The 21,643-nt window shown below is 75.2% G+C and carries 23 protein-coding genes; 21 read left to right on the top strand and 2 right to left on the bottom strand.

Features of this window, described 5'->3' with window-relative positions; translation table 11 throughout:
* Positions 1-19 precede the first annotated feature (19 nt).
* Genes AOM02_RS01390 through AOM02_RS01345 form a run of 10 tightly spaced genes read left to right on the top strand, consistent with a single transcriptional unit; the run spans position 20 to position 8,093 of the window.
* Positions 20-451, top strand: coding sequence for a hypothetical protein (locus AOM02_RS01390; protein WP_062295852.1), 432 nt, complete (start codon positions 20-22; stop codon positions 449-451).
* On the top strand, positions 448-1,371 hold the full coding sequence (locus AOM02_RS01385) for a V-type ATPase subunit (protein ID WP_062295849.1): 924 nt from the start codon (positions 448-450) through the stop codon (positions 1,369-1,371). Before AOM02_RS01390 ends, AOM02_RS01385 begins: the two co-directional genes overlap by 4 nt.
* 19 nt (positions 1,372-1,390) lie before the next feature.
* Positions 1,391-2,668, top strand: coding sequence for a V-type ATPase 116kDa subunit family protein (locus AOM02_RS01380; protein WP_228373752.1), 1,278 nt, complete (start codon positions 1,391-1,393; stop codon positions 2,666-2,668).
* A complete protein-coding gene (locus AOM02_RS01375) occupies positions 2,665-3,090 on the top strand; it encodes an ATP synthase subunit C (RefSeq protein WP_062295847.1) in 426 nt (141 codons plus the stop codon). The genes AOM02_RS01380 and AOM02_RS01375 overlap by 4 nt, the downstream gene beginning before the upstream one ends.
* Positions 3,087-3,332 carry a hypothetical protein gene (locus AOM02_RS01370; protein WP_062295845.1) on the top strand — a complete coding sequence of 82 codons (246 nt, stop codon included), beginning with the start codon at positions 3,087-3,089 and terminating at the stop codon, positions 3,330-3,332. Before AOM02_RS01375 ends, AOM02_RS01370 begins: the two co-directional genes overlap by 4 nt.
* A complete protein-coding gene (locus tag AOM02_RS01365) occupies positions 3,329-3,853 on the top strand; it encodes a hypothetical protein (RefSeq protein ID WP_062295841.1) in 525 nt (174 codons plus the stop codon). Before AOM02_RS01370 ends, AOM02_RS01365 begins: the two co-directional genes overlap by 4 nt.
* Positions 3,841-5,601, top strand: a complete 1,761-nt coding sequence (locus tag AOM02_RS01360; RefSeq protein WP_062295835.1) for a V-type ATP synthase subunit A — start codon at positions 3,841-3,843, stop codon at positions 5,599-5,601. Before AOM02_RS01365 ends, AOM02_RS01360 begins: the two co-directional genes overlap by 13 nt.
* Positions 5,598-7,037, top strand: coding sequence for a V-type ATP synthase subunit B (locus tag AOM02_RS01355; protein ID WP_082099402.1), 1,440 nt, complete (start codon positions 5,598-5,600; stop codon positions 7,035-7,037). The genes AOM02_RS01360 and AOM02_RS01355 overlap by 4 nt, the downstream gene beginning before the upstream one ends.
* A complete protein-coding gene (locus AOM02_RS01350) occupies positions 7,030-7,659 on the top strand; it encodes a V-type ATP synthase subunit D (RefSeq protein ID WP_062316669.1) in 630 nt (209 codons plus the stop codon). The genes AOM02_RS01355 and AOM02_RS01350 overlap by 8 nt, the downstream gene beginning before the upstream one ends.
* Positions 7,656-8,093 (top strand): universal stress protein, encoded by a 438-nt coding sequence (locus AOM02_RS01345; RefSeq protein WP_082104805.1) that lies wholly within the window; start codon positions 7,656-7,658, stop codon positions 8,091-8,093. Before AOM02_RS01350 ends, AOM02_RS01345 begins: the two co-directional genes overlap by 4 nt.
* Positions 8,094-8,097: 4 nt before the next feature.
* On the opposite strand, the gene AOM02_RS01340 is transcribed toward AOM02_RS01345, so the two are convergent.
* Positions 8,098-9,522, bottom strand: a complete 1,425-nt coding sequence (locus AOM02_RS01340) for an FAD-binding oxidoreductase (protein WP_062295829.1) — start codon at positions 9,520-9,522, stop codon at positions 8,098-8,100.
* A 332-nt stretch (positions 9,523-9,854) separates the two neighbouring features.
* On the opposite strand from AOM02_RS01340, the gene AOM02_RS01335 reads away from it, so the two are divergent.
* From AOM02_RS01335 to AOM02_RS01325, 3 genes are all read left to right on the top strand, one after another.
* On the top strand, positions 9,855-10,439 hold the full coding sequence (locus tag AOM02_RS01335) for a carboxymuconolactone decarboxylase family protein (protein WP_062295827.1): 585 nt from the start codon (positions 9,855-9,857) through the stop codon (positions 10,437-10,439).
* Positions 10,440-10,562: 123 nt separating this feature from the next.
* The gene (locus AOM02_RS01330) at positions 10,563-11,060 is read left to right on the top strand and encodes a hypothetical protein (RefSeq protein WP_156156024.1); all 498 of its coding nucleotides are present in this window, start codon (positions 10,563-10,565) and stop codon (positions 11,058-11,060) included.
* A gap of 135 nt (positions 11,061-11,195) precedes the next feature.
* Complete coding sequence (locus tag AOM02_RS01325; RefSeq protein WP_062295822.1) at positions 11,196-11,627, top strand: SRPBCC family protein; 432 nt, start codon at positions 11,196-11,198, stop codon at positions 11,625-11,627.
* 49 nt (positions 11,628-11,676) lie between these two features.
* Here the strand turns inward: AOM02_RS01325 and AOM02_RS01320 are convergent, their stop codons facing one another.
* Positions 11,677-13,005: a flavin monoamine oxidase family protein gene (locus tag AOM02_RS01320; RefSeq protein ID WP_062295820.1), complete on the bottom strand. Its 1,329-nt coding sequence runs from the start codon at positions 13,003-13,005 to the stop codon at positions 11,677-11,679.
* A gap of 142 nt (positions 13,006-13,147) precedes the next feature.
* Here AOM02_RS01320 and AOM02_RS01315 point away from each other — a divergent pair, with 142 nt between their 5' ends.
* The 8 genes from AOM02_RS01315 to AOM02_RS01280 all read left to right on the top strand — a co-directional run bounded on the left by AOM02_RS01315 (position 13,148) and on the right by AOM02_RS01280 (position 21,621).
* Positions 13,148-13,663, top strand: a complete 516-nt coding sequence (locus AOM02_RS01315; RefSeq protein ID WP_062295818.1) for a hypothetical protein — start codon at positions 13,148-13,150, stop codon at positions 13,661-13,663.
* Between the two features lie 89 nt (positions 13,664-13,752).
* Complete coding sequence (locus AOM02_RS01310) at positions 13,753-14,232, top strand: SRPBCC family protein (RefSeq protein ID WP_156156023.1); 480 nt, start codon at positions 13,753-13,755, stop codon at positions 14,230-14,232.
* A 129-nt stretch (positions 14,233-14,361) separates the two neighbouring features.
* Complete coding sequence (locus AOM02_RS01305; RefSeq protein WP_062295814.1) at positions 14,362-15,171, top strand: hypothetical protein; 810 nt, start codon at positions 14,362-14,364, stop codon at positions 15,169-15,171.
* Between the two features lie 39 nt (positions 15,172-15,210).
* Complete coding sequence (locus AOM02_RS01300) at positions 15,211-15,879, top strand: SDR family NAD(P)-dependent oxidoreductase (protein WP_062295812.1); 669 nt, start codon at positions 15,211-15,213, stop codon at positions 15,877-15,879.
* A gap of 80 nt (positions 15,880-15,959) precedes the next feature.
* Positions 15,960-16,472 carry an LURP-one-related/scramblase family protein gene (locus AOM02_RS01295; RefSeq protein ID WP_062295810.1) on the top strand — a complete coding sequence of 171 codons (513 nt, stop codon included), beginning with the start codon at positions 15,960-15,962 and terminating at the stop codon, positions 16,470-16,472.
* Between the two features lie 23 nt (positions 16,473-16,495).
* A complete protein-coding gene (locus tag AOM02_RS01290; protein WP_062295809.1) occupies positions 16,496-16,777 on the top strand; it encodes a hypothetical protein in 282 nt (93 codons plus the stop codon).
* Positions 16,778-16,900: 123 nt separating this feature from the next.
* Complete coding sequence (locus tag AOM02_RS01285) at positions 16,901-19,765, top strand: MMPL family transporter (protein WP_062295807.1); 2,865 nt, start codon at positions 16,901-16,903, stop codon at positions 19,763-19,765.
* Positions 19,762-21,621, top strand: coding sequence for a YhgE/Pip domain-containing protein (locus tag AOM02_RS01280; protein WP_062295805.1), 1,860 nt, complete (start codon positions 19,762-19,764; stop codon positions 21,619-21,621). The genes AOM02_RS01285 and AOM02_RS01280 overlap by 4 nt, the downstream gene beginning before the upstream one ends.
* Positions 21,622-21,643 lie beyond the last annotated feature (22 nt).

Raw genomic sequence — 21,643 nt, 5'->3', positions numbered from 1 at the left:
GCTCGCGCGAGGAAGAGAGATGCGCTGGCAGGAGATCCTCGACCGCTTCCGCCCGGCGACGGCGCCGGGAGGCGCGGCTGAGTCTGCCGCGCATGCCGCCGCACGCACGGGGATCGCGCTCGAGCTCGCTCCCGTGTTCGCCGCGCTCGACGAGGACCTCGCCGCCGCGGCCGCGCTCGCCGCATCCGGTGAGGCGAGCGCCGAGGAGCGCGTCGCACGGGCACGTGCCGCGGGTGCGGAGGTCATCGCCGCGGCGCGCGCCGAGGCGCCGGGCCGTGAGGCGGTCGCCGCGGCGGCGGTGCGGGACGCGGCGGAGGCCGCGGACGCGCGGCTGCTCGAGGAGGCGCAGGCGCGCGCGGACGCCCTGCTCGCCTCGCGCTCGCCCCGGATCGACGAGGCGGCCGACGCGGTGGTCAACCGGCTCGCCGCCGGGTTGCGAGGGACCTCGTGAGCGCCGCGTGGGTCGGCGCCGCGGTGCGCGTGCGCGCGCTGGCGGCGGGCCGCGCGGGGCCGCAGGGGGCCGCCCGGCTCGCGGCGGCGCCGACGCTCGACGAGGCGGCGGAGCTGATGCGCTCCTGGAGCTACGGTGCCCGGGTCGTGGGACCGTCGACGCCCGAGGGACTCCAGCGCGCGGCGCGCGAGACGCTGCTGTGGCAGCTGCGCGTGCTCGCGGGATGGGCGCCCGCAGGCGGCACCCGCCTGATGCGCGCGGCCGCCGCGGACTTCGAGCGCGACAACATCCTCATGCGGATGCGGGAGCTCCGCGGCGGCGCCCGCGAACGCCCGTACGACCTCGGTGCGATGGAGACCTCCTGGACGCTCCTGAGCAGTGCCGAGGGCCCGGACGAGCTGCGATCGCTGCTGGCGCGCAGCGCGTGGGGCGAGGTGCCGGACGAGGACGAGGCGCAGCTCGCGGACATCCTCGCCGCCGCGTCGCTCGAGCGCCGGGCGAGTGCCTCTCCGGCGGCCCGCACGTGGGCGGCCCGCGGCGCCGCCCTGCTCGCCGCCCGCATCGTGGCCGTCGGCCGGACCGTGCCCGCGGCCGTCCTCCGCAGACGGCTGCGCCCCCTGCTCGGAGGCGGCTGGGAGCGTGCTGACGACCTCGGGTCGCTCGCGGCGGCGCTGCCCGGACGGGTGGCGACGGTGCTGGACGGCGTCGACGGGCCGCACGACCTGTGGCGCGCCGAGTCGCGCCACCATGCCCTGATCGAGGCCGAGGCGGCCGCGCAGCTGCGCGCCGGCACCGCGCGGTCCGAGGTTGTCGTGGCCGGGATCGCCCTGCTCGACGTGGATGCGTGGCGGGTCCAGGCCGCCGTCGCCGCGGTCGGGTCCGGCCGGGCCGGCTCGGAGGTGCTCGATGCCGCGGCGTGAGCACGGGGGCCCGGTGGCCATGGAGCGCGTCGCGATCGTCGCGCTCGCCGAGGACCGCGAGCGCGCGCTGGAGACGGTCGCACGCGCCGGCGTCGTGGAGCTCGACCTCAGGGACGCGCCGACCGGTGAGGCCGACGAGCTGCGCCGCGCCGCCGGCGCCGCGGTGACGCACGACCGCCTGGTGGGGTGGGTCGGGTGGATGCCCCGGCGCGAGCACGATGCGCTGGCGCGGTCGCTTGCGGAGGCCGGCGGGTCGCTCGTCCCGTTGCGCGCGCCCGCCGGCGAGCAGCCGCCGACGCTCATCGCGCATGCCGAGGGGGACACCTCCCGCGCGCTGGTCGACACGTACGGCGTCGTCCCCTACGCCGACGTGGACCCCGCGCGGACGGCGGCGTTCGCGTACATCCTCATGTTCGGGATGATGTTCGGCGACGTCGGGCACGGCGCGCTGCTGGTCGCGGTCGGGCTGGTGCTGCGCGCCGGCTGGATCCGGCGGCTCCGCGGGCTGCGCCGCATGGGGGGCTTCGTCACGCTCGCGGGCCTCGCCGCGATCGTGTGGGGAGCGCTGTACGGCGAGGCCTTCGGCCCCACCGGCCTCGTCCCGGTCCTCTGGCTCAACCCCATGGACGAGCCGGTGCCGCTGCTGATCGCCGCCGTCGCGATCGGCGCGGTGCTGCTCGCGGGGTCGTACGCGACGGGCGCGGTCAACCGCGTCCGCGAGGGCGGCTGGGGCTACGCCCTCTACGCCCGCTCCGGGCTCGCGGGCGCCGGCCTGTTCGTCGCGCTCGCCCTGCTCGCGTGGGGCCTCGCCGCCGCCATCACGCCCCTGATCGTGGCCGGCGCCGCGCTGGCGCTCACCGCGCTGGTGCTCATCTTCATCGGCGTCCTGTCCAGCTCCGGCGGCGGTGCGGCCGGGGTCCTCGAGGCGGGCATCGAGTCGTTCGACAGCGTCAGCCGCCTCGCCTCGAACGTGGTGTCGTTCGCGCGTCTGGCCGCCTTCGGGCTCACCCACGCCGCCCTCCTCGCCGTGATCTGGGCGGGGACCACCGCGCTGTGGGGGCCCGGCTGGGGCGCCGTGGCCGCCGTGCTCGTGTTCGTGATCGGCAACGCCGTCACGTTCGGCCTCGAGGCGCTCATCGCGGGGATCCAGGCCCTGCGGCTCGAGTACTACGAGCTCTTCTCCCGCGTGTTCGTCGGCGAGGGCCGGGCGTTCCGGCCGTGGCGGCCGGCGCTGCCCGCATCCGACCCCGGCGACCTGGTGCCGCACCCCCGGCCAACCGAAAGGACCGAGCCATGACTGTCTGGTGGGCGGCGCTGCCCGTCCTCGCGATCGTCGCGGTCGCCGCGACGATGCTCCTCCGACGCCGCCGGAAGGCGGGCGTCGTCACCCTCCTCGCCGCGAACCTCGCGGTGCTCGTCGGCGCCGCGCTGGTGCTGCTGACCGGACCCGCGGCGACCGCGGCCGCACCCGCCGCGGCCGCGGCATCCGATGCCGCGAGCAGCGGCGCCTCGGGCTCCGCCCTCATCGCGGCGGCGATCGCCGTCGCCGGCTCCTCGATCGGTGCCGCGATCGCGGTCGCCTACACCGGCTCCGCTGCGCTCGCCGCGATGAGCGAGAGGCCCGAGATGTTCGGCCGTGCCATGGTGGTCGTCGGCCTCGCCGAGGGCATCGCGATCTACGGCCTCATCATCGCGATCATCCTGATCGGACAGGCATGAACGATCCGGTCCCGCGCGTGGAGGGTGTCGTCGTCGCGCTCGGCGACCGCCCGGCCGTCGGCGCGCTCGCGCTGGCCGGCGTCGACGTCCGCGTGGCCGCGTCGCCCGACGAGGTCCGCGCGGCGTGGGACGCGCTCGGCCCCGGGGTGGGGCTCGTCGTCCTGGCGCCCGCCGCGGCGTCCGCGCTCGGCGCCCGCGTCGACGACCTCGGGTCGCCGCTGACGGTGGTGATGCCGCCATGAGCACGCTCGCCCCGGGCGCGGACGCGTCGCTCGCGCCGCTGCGCGCGACGATCCGCGCGCGAGCGGAGGCCGCGGCGCGGGAGGCGGACGCGGAGGCGGAGAGCCGAGCCCGCCAGCTCCTCGACGACGCGCACGGCGAGGCGGAGGCGATCGTCAGGCGCGCGGTCGAGGCCGGGACCGCCGCGGCACGCTCCGACGCGGCGCTGCGCTCGGCACGAGCCCGCCGCACCGCGCACGAGCGCGAGCTGCGCGGTCGGGAGGACCTGCGCCGGCGCCTCGAGGCCCGGATCCTCGAGCGCGCCTCCGCGCTGCGGGCCGATCCCGCGTACCCCGGGCTGCGTGACGCGTTGGCGGACCGCGCGCGGGCCGTGCTGGGCCCGGCGGCCGTGGTCGAGGAGGCCCCGGAGGGAGGCATCGTCGCGACCGCGGGCACGCGCATGCTCGACCTGCGGCTGCCGGTGCTCGCGCGGGCGACGCTCGACTCGATGAGCGACGAGGTGGCGGCGCTGTGGACGTCGTGAGCGGGTCGACGTCCGCCCCCGTCGGTCAGGGCCGCACGGTCCGCGTGAGCGGCCCGCTGGTCGAGGCCGGCGGGCTTGCAGGCGTCACGATGGGGGAGATCCTGCACCTGGGCGCGGGCCGCATCAGCGCCGAGGTCGTCGCGATCGAGGGCGATCGCGCAACCCTGCAGGCATACGAGTACACGGGCGGCCTCCGTGTGGGGGACCCGGCGCAGCCGAGCGGCCGTCCCCTGACCGGGCTGTTCGGCCCGGGGCTTCTGGGACGGGCGTTCGACGGCCTCATGCGCCCCCTCACCGACGCGCCCGTGTGGCTCGGACCCGAGCGATCCGTCGAGGCCGCGGACGCGGGCGCCGAGGCCCGGTGGAGGTTCGTCCCGTCGGCGCGGGTGGGGGACACGGTCCGCGAGGGCGAGATGCTCGGCACCGTGCCGGGCGCGGGCGCCGTCGAGCATCGGGTCATGGTGCCCGCGGGGCACGGCGGCACGCTCACCTGGCTGGCCGAGGAGGGGGAGCTCGGCACCCGCGATCACGTCGCGACGGTCGCCGGGCGCGAGGTCCGTCTCACCGAGCGGTGGCCGCTCCGGCGGCCGCGACCGGTGCGCGAGCGGCACTCGGACGTGGCCCCGCTGCATACCGGGCAGCGGGTGCTCGACCTGCTGTTCCCGGTCGCCCGCGGTGCCGCGACGGCGGTGACCGGCGGGTTCGGCACCGGGAAGACCATGCTGCTGCAGCAGATCGCGAAGTGGTGCGACGCCGACGTGATCGTCTATGTCGGCTGCGGCGAGCGGGGGAACGAGATGGCCGACGTGCTCGACGACTTCGCTCGCCTGGTCGACGCGCGGACCGGCGGCAGGCTCATGGACCGCACCGTGGTCGTCGCCAACACGTCGAACATGCCGATGATGGCCCGCGAGCTGAGCATCTACACCGGAATCGGGATCGCCGAGTACTACCGCGACATGGGGTACGACGCGGTGGTGATCGCGGACTCGACGTCGCGCTGGGCGGAGGCGCTGCGGGAGTTTGCGAACCGCCGGGGCGAGCTGCCCGCCGAGGAGGGCTTCCCCGCGGACCTCGCGTCGGAGCTCGCCGCGTTCTACGAGCGTGCGGGCCGCGTCACGACGCTCGGCGGGCACGATGCGTCCGTCACCGTCGTCGGCGCCGTGTCGCCTCCCGGCGGCGACCTCTCCGAGCCCGTGACCACCATCACCCAGCGCTTCGTCCGGTCGATGTGGACCCTCGACCGCGACCTGGCGTACGCGCGTCACTATCCCGCGGTGCACTGGGGCGGGTCGTTCGCGCGCGACGCTGAGGGCCTGGCCCGGTGGCAGGCCGTCCAGGGCGACGCCGAGTGGGCGGCCCGCCGCGCGACCGCGCTGGAGATCCTGGCGGAGGCGGACCGCCTCGCGTCCCTCGCCGAGGTCATCGGGGTCAACTCCCTCCCGGGCCGGGAGCGGGTGATCGTGCTCGGGGGGCGGCTCCTGCGCGAGGCGGTGCTCGCGCAGAACGCGCTCAGCACGAACGACGCGACGTGCTCCGACCGCAAGGGTGCGGCCCTGCTCGACCTCGTCCTCGCCTGCGTCGACGCGTGCCACGCCGGGGTCGCGCGGGGCGTCACCGCCACCGCCATCGAGGCGGTCGACGTCGGGCCGGTGCTGCGGGCCGCTCAGGCGGTCGGTCCCGACGACGCCGACGGGGTCGCCGCGATCCGCGAGCGGATGCTCGCCACGATCGGGGGCCTGCGATGACCGCCGGGTCGCGCGCGACCGACACCGGGACGTGGACGGTGACGCTCGCCGGGACCCGCGTCGCGCATCGGGACGTACGGGCCATGCGTGGGCCGCTGCTGGTCGTCGGCGGCGCCGCCGGTGTGGGGTGGGATGAGTCGGCGGACGTGGTGGCGGCCGACGGGGTGCGTCACGGGCTCGTGCTCGAGCTCGACGGCGACGAGGCGACGGTCCAGGTGTTCGAGGGCACCGCGGGGATCGCGCCCGGCGCGGTCGACGTGCGCTTCGCGGGGCAGCCGCTGCGCATCGAGGTGGGCCCCGGGTGGCTGGGCCGCGTGTGCAACGGCCGCGGCGCGCCCCTCGACGGCGGCCCGCCCATCACCGGCGGGCGTCTCGCCCCGGTGACGGGATCGCCGCTCAACCCGGTCGAGCGTGAAGCGCCGCACGAGCCGGTCGTCACGGGGGTGTCGGTGATCGACGCGCTCACCACGCTCGTGCGCGGCCAGAAGCTGCCGATCTTCTCGGTGGCGGGCCTGCCGCACCTCCGGCTCGCGACGCAGATCGCCGCGCACGCGACCTGCGCGGGGGAGCAGTTCCGCGTGGTCTTCGCGGCGCTGGGCCTCACGCACGCGGACATCGCATACGTGCGCGACCGGCTGGAGGAGCGCACCGCCACCGGCGAGCTCGTGCTCCTGCTCAACGCCGCCGACGATCCCGCGATCGAGCGCATCCTCACGCCCCGCCTCGCCCTCACGGTGGCCGAGCACCTCGCCTTCGAGGAGGGCGCCGACGTGCTCGTCGTCGTCTCCGACATGACGAACTACGCCGAGGCCGTGCGCGAGGTCTCGGCCGCGCGCCGCGAGATCCCCGCACGGCGCGGCTACCCCGGCTACCTCTACAGCGACCTCGCGAGCCTGTACGAGCGGTGCGGGCGTGTGCGGGGCCGTGACGGCTCGGTCACCGTCGTGCCCGTGCTGACGATGCCCGCCGGCGACATCACCCATCCCGTCCCCGACCTCACCGGCTACATCACGGAGGGGCAGATCGTGCTGTCGCCGGAGCTCGCGGCGCGCGGGGTGTACCCGCCGGTCGACACGCTCGGCTCGCTGTCTCGGCTCATGCGCCACGGCGCGGGGCCCGGACGCACCCGGGACGACCATCTCGACGTGGCGGCACAGGTGCTCGCGGCGCTCGCCCGCGCGCGGCAGTCCGCGGCCCTCGCGGAGCTCGTCGGCGCATCGGCGCTCGGGGAGACCGACCGGCGCTACCTCGCCTACCGCGACGCGCTCGAGAGGGGTCTGCTGCAGCAGGGCGACGACGAGACGCGCACCCTCGACGACACCCTGGACCGCGCGTGGCGCGCGCTGGCGACCCTGCCGCGCCAGGAGCTCACGATGGTGCCGACCGACATGCTCGAGCGCCGCCTCCCGATCGACGAGGAGGAGGCCCATGGGTGACGTCGGACGGGCAGCCCGGCTACGGGTGCGCCGACGCCTCGCGGTCGCGCGGCACGGGGTCGGGCTGCTCGAGCGCAAGCAGCGCATCGTCGCCGCCGAGCACGAGCGCCTCCTGCTGCGCGCCGACGACCTCCGCGCGGAGTGGGAGGACGCGGCCCATGAGGCGGACCGCTGGGCGCGACGCGCCGCCGCCCTCGACGGGTGGCACGCGCTGCACGCGGCCGCGCCGGCTCGTCCACCCCGGGTGACCGTGGAGCCCGGCCGGGTCATGGGCATCGAGTTCCCGAACGAGGCGCGCCTCGACGGCACCCCGCCGCGACCGGCCGGCGGCGGCTCGGCGCTCGCGTACGCGTCCCGTGCGATGGGTGCCGCGCTCGAGGCGGCGGTGGCCTATGCGGCGGTGCGGCGCGCGGCGGTCACGATGCACGCGGAGCTGGTGGCGACCCGGACCCGGCGACGCGCGATCGAGCACCGGTGGATCCCCGCGCTCGAGGCCGAGCTCGAGCGCATCGAGGGCGCGCTCGAGGAGCTCGAGCGGGAGGAGAGCCTGCGCGTGCGGTGGGCCGCGGACGGCGCGCGTCCCGCGCGACAGCGGGGGACCCGTGAAGGGGCGACGCCGTGACCACTGTGCTCGTCGGGATCAACGACTCCGCCGCATCGTTCGCGGCAGCCGACGTCGCGATCGCGCACGCGCGCCGCACCGGCGCGAACCTGCGGCTCGTGGCCGTCGTCGACCACGAGGGCGCGGCGCACGGGCTCGCCGCCGAGGAGGCCCTCATCCGCGGCCACGAGCGCGCGTGCGAGGCCGCGCTCGCGCACGTGACCCGGCGCGCCGAGGAGGCGGGAGTCGCCACCGAGGCGGTGCTCCATCACGGGCGGATAGCGTCCCGCCTCCTCGCGGAGGCCGCCGCGTGCGGGGCGAGCATGATCGTGCTCGGGCGCATGGAGCGGCCGGGCCACGTGCTGCCGGGCATCGGCTCGCACACCCTCCACGTGATCGAGTTCGCGCGCGTGCCCGTGCTCGTCGTGCCCGCGGACTTCGTCCCGCCCGTCTGAGCGCTCAGGCCGGCGGGATGTTGTTGTTGACGCGGAACAGGTTGCCGGGGTCGTAGCGGCGCTTGACCTCGCGCAGCCGTCCGTAGTTCGCGCCGAACTGCTCGTGCACCACCTGACGGTCCGACGCATCGTCCCCGACGAAGTTGAGGTAGGTCCCGCCGGCGCCGTCGAGCTCGCGCGCCGCCTCGACGCTCGCGCGCACCCAGTCGCGCACCTCGGCGAGCTTGGCGGGGTCCTGCGTCATGCCGTCGAAGCTCAGCATGAACGGCGCGCTCCGATCCCCGAAGGCGGTGGCGTCCGCGGCCGTGCGCGCGCACGCGCCGCCCATCGCGGGGATGTGTACCAGGATGCTCGGGTCCGGGCGCTCCAGCGCGCGCGCGTAGATGAAGGCGAGGGCGTCGTCGGTGAGGCGGTCGAGGTAGAGCGACTTCCAGTACGAGTGCACCGGGGTGTCGTCGCCGTCGAACGCCGACTGGAGGAACCGGTAGTCGGTGAGGAGCTCGCTCATGTCGACGAGCGGCTCGCCGAGCGCGCGGTACGGGGCGAGCACCTCCCGGCCCTCCGCGGCGTCGCCCGCATAGACGGCGCCGATGATGAGGACCTCCTTGCCGCGTGCCGGCGGCGGCACGGTCTCGTCGTCGGCCATCGCCCACAGCATGGCGCGCGAGGTCACCGTCTCGTCGGCGTCGACGGCGAGGTCCCGCCAGCCGCGCAGCACGTCCTCGGAGCCGGCGAGCGGATGGAGCACGAAGGCCGCCGCGATCTCCGGCCCGAGCGGGTGCGCCCGGAACGTCAGCTCGACCGCGACGCCGAAGTTCCCGCCGCCGCCGCGGATGGCCCAGAACAGGTCCGCGTTCTCGGTCTCGCTCGCGGTGACGAGCTCGCCCGAGGCGAGGACCACCCGGGCCGAGAGCAGGCTGTCGCAGCTGAGCCCCCACCGACGGACCAGCCATCCGACGCCGCCGCCGAGGGTGAGGCCGCCCACGCCGGTCGACGACACGATGCCGCCGGGCACCGCGAGCCCGAAGACCTGGGTCTCGCGGTCGACCTGGCCCCAGGTGGCGCCCCCCTGCACGCGGACGGTGAGGTTCGCGGGATCGACCCAGACGCCGTTCATGTCGCGCAGGTCGAGCACGATCCCGTCGTCGACCGAGCCGTGCCCGCCGACGTGGTGGCCGCCGGAGCGGATCGCCAGGGGAGCGCCGGTGGTGCGCGCGAGGTTGACGCCGTCGATGACGTCGGCCGGTCCGGTGCACCGGATGATCAGCGCGGGGCGGCGATCGATGGCGGCGTTGTCGAGCCGCCGAAGGTCGTCGTAGCCGGGGTCGCCGGGGGTGACGAGGGGACCGCGGAAGACCGCGCCGAGCTCGCTCAGCCTCTCCGCGTCGACCGAGAAGGGGGTGGGGGTGCTGCTGGTGGTGGTGGCCATGCTGGGGACCGTTCCTGTGGGGTGCCGGCCTCGTCTCCGGGGATGCGCGCCCAGGCCGGCATCCGGCCGCTGACGGCCTGGGGTTCGGGCGCGGCGGTCGAGGCCGCACGCGCGGCGCGCCTCGCGCGCCGGTGCCGCTCGAGCGGGCGGGGGAGGCGGGTCGCGGACGCAGGCGCCATCGTCGGCACCTCGAAGGCGTGCTCGTTGCTGCTCATGCGCTTCCCGTCCCCCCTGGTCGGTGCGCCGGCGTCGCTGCGTCCCGACCATTCCAGCACCGGTGCCGCGGCTCCGCAAGGCGGTCGGGTCCGACGTAGCCTGGGTGCGGAGGAGCCATGGTTCGTCTGACGAAGGTGCGCGGCGGCCCCGGGACGCGCGCGATCATGTTCTTCACGCGGCGCGGGCTCGCGGCCGCCTCGGGGCGGAACCCCGAGCGCGCCGTCGAGCCCCTCGAGGTGTACGCGCACGCCCCGCGCCTCCTGCGCGCGTACGGGCGGATGGAGCAGGCCTCCGCGCGGCCCATGACGGTCGACGACCGGTACATGGCGCTCGCGACCCTCAAGGCGTCGACGATGGTCACCTGCCCGTACTGCATCGACCTCGGGTCGCAGATCGTCCGCAACCGCGGGCTCAGCGACGACGAGCTGCTCGCCTTGCCGCGTTATAAGACCAGCGACCTGTTCGACGAGACCGACCGGCTCGTGATCGACCTCGCGGTCGGGATGACGCGGACCCCCGCGGTGGTGCCGGACGAGCTGTTCGCGGCCCTGCGCGAGAGGTTCACGGAGCGGCAGATCCTCGAGCTCACCCACCAGGTCGCCCTCGAGAACATGCGCGGCCGCTACGGCGTGGCGCTCGACCTGGGCGCGGCGGGCTTCTCGGAGGGCGCCGTGTGCGCGCTGCCCGAGCCTCCCGCGTAGGCCCGGCTACGACGGACGCGGTACATCGCGAAGCCTGCGGGTGGACGATGCGGCGCGGACCCGCGCTCGCCAGGCTGGTCTCGTCGCCGACCGGCGGCGCGGGCACGAGGGAGACGGGACGACATGGCCAGCACGGACGGCGGCGGAGGACTGAGGAACGGGAGCGTGCTGGGGGTGGCGGTCGCGCTCGCGGTGACCCTGGTGGCATGCGCGATCCCCGGCGGCGGCCCAGTCGGGGTGCCGGGGGCCGCAGTGGCCGCGGCACCGGCAGCAGCCGCGGTGGGCAGCGCGCTGGATCGCGCGTTCGACGCGAACATCGCCGAGGTCGAGCACTTCATCGACCTGGGCGGCCGGGTCGCCGACACCGTGGACGGCCTGCTGCTCCTCGATGCCGACGGCGCGGTCGCGCGCGCCGAGCTCGTCGCTCTCGCGACGCACCTCGCGGACACGCTGGGGGTCGACCCCGCCATCGTCGACGAGGCCATCGCCGCGGCCGGGTCCGTGCGGCCCGAGCGTGCGACCGGGCTGGCGACCGGCACGGCCGAGCGCGACGGACTCGTCCTCATCTGCACGTCGGCGCACGGCGGCATCACGCTCGGCTTCGACGACCGCCGGGCCTGATCCCCGGATGGATCGGGGCCGGGACCAACGTCCCTTGCGGGGCGCAGGTGCGCGAGAAGTCTGGAGAGCGAGGGCGGTGCTTCGATGCCGCCGCGTCCTCCGGCGGCACGCCGTCCTGGAGAGGAGGCGACTGCCATGGTCGCCAGCAAGCATCACCACGTGATCGGGGTCGACGCGCCTCCCGCGAAGGTGTTCGCCTACGCCGCGGACCCGGCCCACCTGATCGCCGCCATGCCCGAGAGCTATCACATGCACCTGGGTGAGGTCGCTCGCGCCGAGGACGGACACGTGAGCTCGTACACGGTCGAGTACCGCACCATGGGCATGCGCCGTCACGCCACCTTCACGCGGGAGGAGTTCCTGCCCGGCGAGCGCGTCGTCGACCACTCGTCGCGCGGGCCGGTCTTCACCTACGCCGTGAAGCCCGAGGCTGGGGGCACCGCGCTGACCTTCGACTGGGACGCCTCGCGACTGATGAAGGCGTTCGACGCCGTGCTCGGACACGGGGATCGGGACGTCGAGGACGCGCTCGAGACGTTCAAGCGCGAGATCGAGGCGATGGCCTAGCGGCCTCGTCACCGTCCGGGCCGCGGGTGCGGCCCGGACCCGTGCCCCGTCAGACCCGCGACCACAACCGCTCGATCGGCACGTCGCGGCCGAGGATGCGCTCCGCGGCACGATGCCCCGAGAGCATCGCGGCGGGCACAGTCGCGGGGTCGTCGGTCCAGGTCGCCTCGCCGGCCACGTGCAGGACGCCGCCGACCGGCGTCGCGAGGTCGTCGTGGTCCGCCGTGGTCGCGCCCACCGTCATGTAGGCGTAGGAGCCTCGCGCGAACGGGTCCGCGTGCCATGCCGTCACCTGGACGGAGGTCGGGTCCTCCGCCGCCTCGCCGTAGAGGCGCCGGAGCTGCTCCATCACCGAGGCGGCCACCCGCGCATCGTCCCAGCCCTCGATCTCGCGCGCCGTCGGGCCGGCGGCGAACGTGAGCAGCGTCGGGGTCCCGTGCAGCGGCGTGAGGTCGTACCACGAGTGCCAGCGGCGTCCCTCGGGCCCCTGCTGGCGGATCGCGTAGACGTCGTCGCCCCAGAAGCGGGTGGGGAAGCGCAGCACCACCTTCTCGAAGCGGTTCATCGTGAGACGCCCGAGCGCGCCCGCGACGGGCGCGGGCAGCGGTGGCTCGATCGTCAGGTCCCCGCCCTGCAGCACCCCGACCGGCACCGTCAGCACGGCGGTGGCGGCGCGGCGCTCGCCGTGCACCGTCGCGACGAGCACGCCGTCGTCCGACCATCGCACGCGGGTGACGACGTGGCCGAGCCTCACGTCGAGCCCCTGGGCCAGCGCGCCGGGGAGCCGGTCGTAGCCGCCGGGGAAGACCACCTCGTCGCCGTCGACCGCGTCGTCGTCGAGCCCGTGCGCGGCGAGGTCCTCGATCCACGCGCCGTACTGCTCCTCCGTGCGGTGCTCGAGGAACTCCCGCACCCGCGCGGCGCGCTCCTCGTCCCAGCCCTGCGCGGCCAGCGCCCGCTCGGTGACGTCGCGGTACGAGTCGAGCGGCTCCGAGCGCTCGATCACGTCGCGCAGCGTCGCGTCGACCGCCCGGACGTCGGCGGCGAAGGCCCGCGCCGCATCGTCCGGTAGGCGGCTGCCGTCGGGGGAGAAGTATGCGATCGGACGGCCGTCCGGCTGATAGCTGCCGACGGTGAACTCGATCGTGCGCATCCCGAACGCCTCGGAGGCGGCGGCGACCGGGCAGCCGTCCACCCCGTGGATCCACGAGGCGCCCAGGTCGGTGACGTTCCCGGCGGACCGGTCCGTCCAGACCCGCCCGCCGACGCGGTCCCGGGCCTCCAGGACGGCGACGCGGCGCCCGGCGCCGTGCAGCAGCCGGGCCGCGGTGAGGCCGGCGACGCCGGCTCCGATGACGATCGTGTCGAGCTGTTCCATGCGTGCCGTGGCTCCGTCGCGAGTGGTCCGTGGGTGAGCGTGACACTAGCGGATGCGCCCGCGGGTGGCCGCCCCGAGCCGTCCTGCGCGGCCGGGCGAGCGGCGGGACAATGGAGGCGGGTCCCCGAGGAAGGGGACCATCATGCGATCTCCGACGATCCTGGCAGCGGTCCTGGTGCTCGCCGCGTGCGGCGGGTCCGATCCCGGCTCGACATCGGTGCCCGAGGGGGCGACGCCGGTGAACGGCACCGCGATCTGCGACCCCGCCGGCAAGACCGTCCGCGACAGCGGCGAGGAGATGACCGTGACCGCCCGGTGGACATGCGAGATGGACGCGACGGACGCTCGTGTGTCGGGCCTGCTCGAGATGCAGGTCGACGAGACGGTCGCGGACGCCGCCATCGGCGGCTGGGCGAGCAGCGACGACGCCGTCCTCACGGCGGACGACGGCACGTGGAGCGGGGAGCTGGCGGCCGCGATGAGCTACAACAGCGTGCTCCCGCAGGCGCGCTACATCGACCCGATCTGGATGGGGCAGGCGCGCTTCACCGGCGACGACGGGCTGGAGGGGCTGGAGCTCGACCTCTACGTGGCGGCCGGCTACTACGACCAGCAGATCCAGCTCGGCTTCGCGGGCTGGATCGCGGACGCCGGGTGAGCCGCCCGCACGCCGTCGACGCGCCACGGACGTAGGCTGGAGAGGTGGGCGCACCACCACCGTCTCGGTCACGAGAGGGGGTGAGCAACATGACTGTGACGCAGCCCTACTTCGCGCTCTCGGCCCACGTCGACGCACCCGTGCACACGGTGTTCGAGTACTGCCGTGACCCGCGCAAGCTCCACGACGGCGACCCGATCGAGGTCGTCGACGCCCAGGTCACCGAGAAGGGTCCCGGCACGACCGCGCAGCTGCGGTACCCGGCCCCGTTCCCGTTGGACGAGGATGTCGCCTTCACCTTCACGGAGGAGGTCCCCGACGAGCGGATCGTCTTCGAGGCGGTTCCGACCCTCTGGATGCGGGGGCACCACGCACCGCACCACGGCTTCCCGCCCGACACGTTCATCTGGACGTTCATGCCGGAGGACGGGGGCACGCGGATCGGCGTCGAGGTGCGCGTGCCCGACGTGACCCTGAGCTACCGGCTCGGCCGGAAGTCCATGATCGCGCGCGTCCAGGCGCGACTCGACCGCGTCGTCGACCACATCGAGCACCCTGCGGCGGCCTAGCGTGCCGTCCTCCGGGCCCCTCCGCGAGGAGGGGCCCGTCGTGCCGCCCCGCCGCACGCCGCGCCCCGCCCGCGCATCCGACCTACAGTGGAGGGGATCACCCTTCGCAGCGGGGCCAAGGGGGTTGTCATGGCAGGCGTGCGCGGCTGGTTCAGGCGGTGGGTCTATCACGACGCGACGGCGACGCCGCGGTACTCGGCGCTGTGGGCGCTCTTCCTGTCGGCCGTGATCTCCGTCGGCGTCCTGGGGGCCTCGGTCTACCTGCTCGGACGCCTCGCCACCGAGACGCAGGACAGCCCGGAGGCCGCGCTGTCGCTGGTCTTCGTGGCGGCGGCCGTGGTGCTCGTCCTCGTGATCTCGGCGCTGGCCGTCGTCCTCAAGCGACTCAAGCTGCACGACGCGTCGCAGGCGATGGGCCTGCCCGCCGGCAGCATCCGCGCGGTGATCGCGCTGCTGCTCATCATGCTGTTCTTCATCGCCGCGATCTTCATCTTCAACAGCACCCAGCAGACCGCCGACACCGCCGACGTGCGCGAGCTCACCGGCATCACTCAGGACCGCTACAACGGCATCCCGACGGAGCTCCTGAAGGAGGCCACGCCGCGCCTCGTCGACGGCGAGACGGTCTACGACGTGATCCTGTACCCGCCGTCGCGCAACACCGCGACCTCGGACGACATCGCCAAGCAGCTCGTCACCACGGTCGGCACCCTCGTGACCGCCGTCGCGGCCTTCTACTTCGGCACGGCGACCGCCGCGCACTCGGCGCAGGCCGGCGCCCTCGCCGCGAGGCGACGCGAGGACGACGACGCGGACGACGGTGACGGTGGGGACGCGAAGGGCGACGGGGACGCGTCGCGCGACGATGGAAAGCATGGCGGCAGCAAGGACGACCACGGCGGGGACGGCGGCTCGAAGACGGGCGACGGCGCGCGCTAGGGTCGGAGGCGAGCCCCCCAGCAGTCGAAGGAGACACGCATGCCCACGCTCGCCATCGTCGGAGCAGGACCCGGACTCGGTGCCGCCGTCGCACGGAGGTTCGCCCGCGAGGGCTTCTCCGTCGCGCTGATCTCGCGCGACCAGGGCAGGCTCGACGCCCTCGCGGAGGAGCTCGCCGCGGACGGCGTCACGGCTCGCGGCTACGCCGCCGACGTGCGCGACGGCGACTCGCTCGAGGCCGCGCTCGGCCGCGCCGCCGCGGAGCTCGGCCCGGTGACCGCGCTCCAGTACAGCCCGCTGCCGTCGCGGGACTACCTCAAGCCCGTCCTCGACCTCACGCCCGACCTCGCGCTCGAGGCGCTCCGGTTCTCCGCGCTCGGCCTCATCCACGCCGCCCGCGCCGTGCTGCCCGCGATGCGAGCGGCGGGCGAGGGCAGCATCGTCCTCATCAACGGCGGGACGTCCGTGCAGGCGCGTGCGGGCTTCGCCGGCACCTCGGTCGCGTTCCCCGCCGAGAGCGCGTACGGCGAGATGCTGCACGATGCGCTCGCGGAGGAGGGCGTGCGCGTGGTCCAGCTGGTCATCCCCGGCGCGATCCCGAAGCTGCGCTACACGCTCGACGAGGTCGCGGACCGCATCTGGGCGCTGCATGCCGGCGCCGACGAGTTCCGGACCATGCTGATCCCGCTCGACGAGGGCCGCGAGTAACGCGCGACTCTCCGCATCGTCCCTGGCATCCCTCGCGCGGCGGCGCTACCGTGGCCGCACCGACGTCATTGGAGCACACCATGGCACTGCCGCCCGTTGCCGAGGGGTACACGCGCTACCTGATGAAGAGCAAGTTCGGCATGGGACGCGACTTCGCGATCCTCGAGCCGGAGACCGAGGAGCAGCTCTTCTTCGTGGACGGCAAGGCGGGGCCGCGGCCGCGCGCCGACGTGCAGGGGCCCGACGGCGCGCTGCTGTTCGAGGTCACCGGGAGGATGTTCGGCATCCCGAAGCGCATGGACGTCACCGATCCCGAGGGGACCCAGGCGGCCCACCTCCACGCGCAGCCCTTCAAGTTCGTCAAGGACAAGATCGAGGTCTCCCTTGCCACGGGCGAGGAGTGGCTGCTCGAGGGCAACGTGATCGAGAAGGACTACACGCTGCGCAAGGAGGACGGCACGGTCGCGGTGCAGATCACCCAGAAGTGGGTGACCGTCCGCGACAAGTACACGATCGACATCCTCGACGGCGTCGAGCCGGGGCTCGCGTTCGCCCTGGTGTGGGCGATCGACCGGTGGGTCGAGCGCGACTGAGCCGGCCGATCTAGGGTGGCCTCATGTTCGTGCTGATGTCGGTCCATCACCCCCACCCGGAGCACCGCGAGGCGCTCATCGACTCGATGCACCGCTACGGCGCCGCGATCCGCGGCCAGGCCGGGCTCACGTCGATCCACACGCTCGCCGACGCGGGCTCGGACCGGCTCGTGGGGCTCGCGATCTTCGAGTCGCGCGAGGACTTCGAGCGCCTCGCGCCGATCGCGCGCGCCGCGGTCGCCGACGACCCCTTCGACGAGTGGGAGCAGCGCGACATCGACGGGCTCGCGCTCACGGAGATCTAGCGCCGCCGCGGCTCCCGTTGCCGCGACCATCGGCCGGGCGTAGCCTGACGAACGCGCAGCATTCGTGACGATTCCTCTCACTGGGGCGCCTCCCCGCCGGTGCGAGCGGAGCGAGGTGAGCCGATGTCCGCGATGCTCTTCGCCCTGGGCCGGTGGGCCTACGAGGCGCGTCGGCTCGTGCTCGTGGGCTGGATCGTGGTGCTGGGCGCCGCGATCGCGCTGTCCGCCGCGGTGGGCACCGGCACCAACAACAGCTACACGTTCCCCGGCACCGAGTCGCAGGACGCGCTCGACGCGCTCGCGCGCACGTTCCCGCAGTTCTCCGGGACGTCCGCGCAGCTGATCGCCGTGGCACCCGCCGGCGGCGACGTCACCACCGAACGCTTCCGGGACGCCGTCGAGCACGCCGTCGCGCAGATCGCGCAGATCGACCAGGTCGCAGGCGCGACGTCGCCGTACGGGGACACGACCAGCAGCAACATCGCGCCCGACGACGCGGCCGCGCTGGTGCCCATCCAGCTCGCGGTCCAGGTGCCCGAGGTGCTGCCGTCGACGGAGTCCGCGCTGCAACGAGCCGGTCGCCAGCTCGAGAAGCAGCTTCCGGACGGGTCGCAGGTCGCGGTCGGCGGGCAGCTGTTCTCGCAGACCGACCCGGGCATCGGCGCGAGCGAGGTCACCAGCCTCGGCCTCGCCTACGTGGTCCTCGCGATCACGTTCGCGTCGCTCGTCGCGGCGGGGATGCCGCTGGTCACCGCGACGCTCGGCGTCGGCATCGCCGTCGCGCTGGTGTTCGCGGTGACGCGGTGGGTCACGATCACCTCGACCGCGCCGCTGCTCGCGGTCATGCTCGGGCTCGCCGTCGGCGTCGACTACGCCCTGTTCGTCATCAGCCGCCATCAGGACCAGCTCCGGCGGGGCATGACGCCCGAGGAGTCCGCGCCCCGCGCGATCGCCACCGCGGGCTCGGCGGTGGCCTTCGCCGCGACCACCGTCATCATCGCGCTGGCCGGGCTGTCGGTCGCAGGGATCCCGTTCCTCACGGTGACGGGGATCGCGGCCGCCGCGGGCGTGGCGGCCGCGGCGCTCATCGGGCTTACGCTCACGCCGGCGCTGCTGGGCTTCGCGGGCTGGCGCGCCGTCGGGAGACCCTTCCGACCGGGGCACCCCCCGCCCGAGGAGGCCGCCGACGCCGGGGACGATGCGGCGGGCGGCGACGCGGTCCCGCCGGACGATGCGCGGGAGACGGAGGGCGCCGACCCGCCCCCGCCAGCGGAGCCGCCGCCGGAGCCGCCCCCCGAGGCGCCCGTCGGCGGCGTGTTCGGGCACTGGGTCCGCGCCGTCACGCGGTGGCCGGCCGTCACCGTGGTGCTCGTGGTCGGGCTGCTCGGCGCGGCGGCCCTGCCCGCGCTCGACCTGCGGCTCGCCCTGCCCGACGCGGGCTCGCTGCCCGACGGCACGCCGGGCCGCACCACGTACGACCTCATCGGCGAGCACTTCGGACCCGGCTTCAACGGACCCCTGCTCGTGACCGGCTCGGTCATCCAGAGCACGGACCCCGTCACGCTCGTCGACGACATCGCCGACCAGATCGCCGACGTCCCCGGCGTCGCGTCCATCGCCCTCGCGACCCCGAACCAGACCGGCGACACCGCGATCATCCAGGCGATCCCGGACGGCGCGCCCGACTCCGAGCAGACCGAGCGCGTGGTCCACGCGTTGCGCGCGCTGGAGCCGACCTGGCTCGAGGACTACGCGGTCGAGCTCTCCGTCACGGGCTACACCGCGGTGGGGATCGACATCTCGGACCAGCTCGGCGGCGCCCTCGTCCCGTTCGCGCTGCTCGTGGTCGGGATCTCGCTCGTGCTGCTGGCCATGGTCTTCCGCTCGATCGTCGTCCCGGTGACGGCCGCGCTGGGCTACCTGCTGTCCATCGGCCTCGCGTTCGGCGTGACGTCGCTGGTCTTCATCGACGGCGCGCTGACCGGTCCCCTCGAGGTCGCCCACGTGGGCTCCATCATCAGCTTCATGCCGATCATCGTGATGGGCGTGCTGTTCGGGCTCGCGATGGACTACGAGGTGTTCCTGGTGAGCCGCATGCGCGAGTCGTACCTCGAACGACCCGAGCCGCGCCGGGCGATCCACCACGGCTTCGTCGGGTCGGCGCGGGTGGTCACCGCGGCGGCGATCATCATGACCGCGGTCTTCGGTGGCTTCGTGCGCGGCGGCGAGGCCTCGATCCAGCCCATCGCGCTCGGGCTCGCCGTGGGCGTCGCATGCGACGCGTTCCTCGTGCGGATGACGCTGATCCCCGCGGTCTCGGCGCTCTTCGGCCGCGCCACCTGGTGGTTCCCCGCCGCGCTCGACCGGATCCTGCCGCACGTCGACGTCGAGGGCACCGGGTTGACCGCCGAGGACGCCCTCGCGGACTGGCCCCAGCCGGGCGCGGACCTCGCCCTGGCCCTGGAGGGCGTCCGGGTCGCGGGCGTGCCCGAGGACGCGCGACCGCTCGCCGCGACCGTCGCACCCGGGGAGGTGCTCGTGGTCGAGGGCGGGTCCGCCGCCGAGCGGACCCGCGTGCTGCTCGGGCTCACGGGACGCGTGCCCGTGGTCGCCGGCTCGGCCAAGGTGGACGGCCTGGTGCTGCCCGTGCGCGCCGCGTCGCTCCGGCGCAGGTCCGGCTACGCGAACCTCGCTGTCGCGCGTGATGTGGCCGATGCGCTGGCGGATGCGGCGGCGGGGGCGCGCACCGCGATCGTCGCGATCGACGGCATCGGCACGATGCGCGACGCCGCGGACCGGCAGGCGCTCGCGCGCGCTCTGGACGGCATCCGACGGGACGTCTCCGCACGCGCCGGTGCGCCGCTCACCGTCGTGGTCGCGAACGAGCACGAGGTCGACATCGTCGGGCTCCTCCCGGCAGGCGTGAGGATCCACACGGCCGACCTCGGCCGCGTGCCCGTCGTGGCTGTCGCGGGGGCGCCCGCATGAGCGCCCGGCCGTTCGACGGCACCGCCGGCGCGGAGACCTGGTCCTGGAGGACCCTGCTCGGGATCCTCGCGGTGCCGCTCGCGGTCGCGGGCCTGCTCGCATGGGCGCTCGCCGCGCCGTCCGGGGACCTCGAGCGCGTCACCGCGGCCGTCGTCAACGCGGACACGCCCGTCAAGGTGCAGGGGCAGCTCGTGCCCCTCGGCCGCGAGTTCGCCGGGCAGCTCATCGGCGGGCAGGCGGGTACCGGCGCGCCCGACGACCCGGGACCCGACGCGTCGGCCAGCCCCGCTCCGTCGACGCCCAACTTCACCTGGGTGCTCACGAACCAGACCGACGCGGACGCCGGGCTCGACGCCGGCCGGTACGCCGCGATCGTGCGGATCCCGCCGTCGTTCTCCGCCGACGCGACGTCCCTGTCGGGCCCGGCCAAGGATGCGGTCGCGGCGACGATCCACGTGCGGACGACGCCCGCGACCGCCTTCCTCGACCCCGCGCTGACCGACGTCGTGGCCGAGGCGGCCGTGGCGAGCCTCAACGCCCAGCTCACCGCGCGCTACCTCGCGAACGTGTACGACGGCTTCAACCAGATCCAGGACTCGGTCGCGCAGGCCGCGGACGGCGCGGCGCAGCTCGCCGCGGGCGCCGACTCCCTCGCGGAGGGAGCCGCCGAGCTCGCCGACGGCGCGGACGAGCTGGCCGCGGGGCTCGACTCGCTGGACGCGGGCGCGGCGGCGCTGGCGACGGGGCTCGGCACGCTCGCGGCCTCGGTCCAGGCGCTCCCGGGCGAGACGGCGCGGCTCGCGACGGGCGCGGCCGAGGTGGCGGCGGGGCTCGACGCCGAGGCGGTGCTGCTCGCCGGTGCCGCGGAAGCGCTCGGTGGCCTGGTCGACGACCTGTGCGCGCGCCCCCGTCAGCCGGGCTGCGCACGCGGGACGGTCCTCGAGGGCCGCGTGCGGGCCGCGCAGCAGACGGTCGCGACGCTGGCGGGCGGCGCGGATCGGGTCGCGGCGGGCGACGCGGCGCTCGTCGCGAGCATGCCGGACCTGGTCACGGGCGTGGACGATGCGGCGGCCGGCGCGGACGAGGTGGCGTCCGGTGCCGCGGACTCGGCGGCCGGGGGCGCCTCGGTGGCGGAGGGCGCCGCTTCCGTCGACGAGGGCGCGGCCTCGCTCGATGACGGGGCGGGCCAGCTCGCCGACGGGCTGGACGAGGCGGCCGCCCAGATCCCCACCTACTCGAAGAAGGACATCGCGACCCTGTCGACGGTGGCCGCACGGCCGGTGGACGCGGTCGTGGACCCGGCGCCGGACGGCGTGGTGTCCGTGCCGCTGTTCGCCGTCCTGGGCCTGTGGGTCGGGGGGATCGCGCTCGCGCTGGCGCACCGCGCGGTGCCGCGCCGGCGTCTGATGACCGCCGCGTCCACCGGGGCGATCGCGGGCGGGTCGATCCGCTCCGCGGGCCTGGCCGGGCTCGCGCAGGGGGTGGTCGTGGCGGCGGCCGTGGTGTGGTTCGTCGATGCCGGCCTGGGCTCACGGGTGGCGTTCGCGGCGGCGGCCGCGGCGATCGGCGCGGTGTTCGGGATCGCCCACGCGGGGCTCGCCGCGGCCCTCGGAGGGGTGGGACGCGTGGTCGCGGTCGTGGTCGCGGTCGCCACGCTCGCGGTGGGGACCTCCTCGACGGTGCCTGCGGCGCTGGACGGGGTCGCGCTGCTGCCGACCCAGGCCGCCCGCCGGCTCCTCGCGTCATGCCTCGGCTTCGGGCCCGCCGGCGGGGCGATCGCGGGACTGGTGGTCGTCGCCGCCGTCGGGTGCCTCCTCGTGGCCGTCGGCGTGGCACGTCGGCGCACGGTGTCCTGAGCGGGGACGACGACGCCCCCGG

Source organism: Demequina maris (genome assembly GCF_000971155.1).
In the GTDB taxonomy this organism is placed as follows: Bacteria; Actinomycetota; Actinomycetes; order Actinomycetales; family Demequinaceae; genus Demequina; species Demequina maris.
This window is presented reverse-complemented; position numbering and strand designations above follow the sequence as displayed.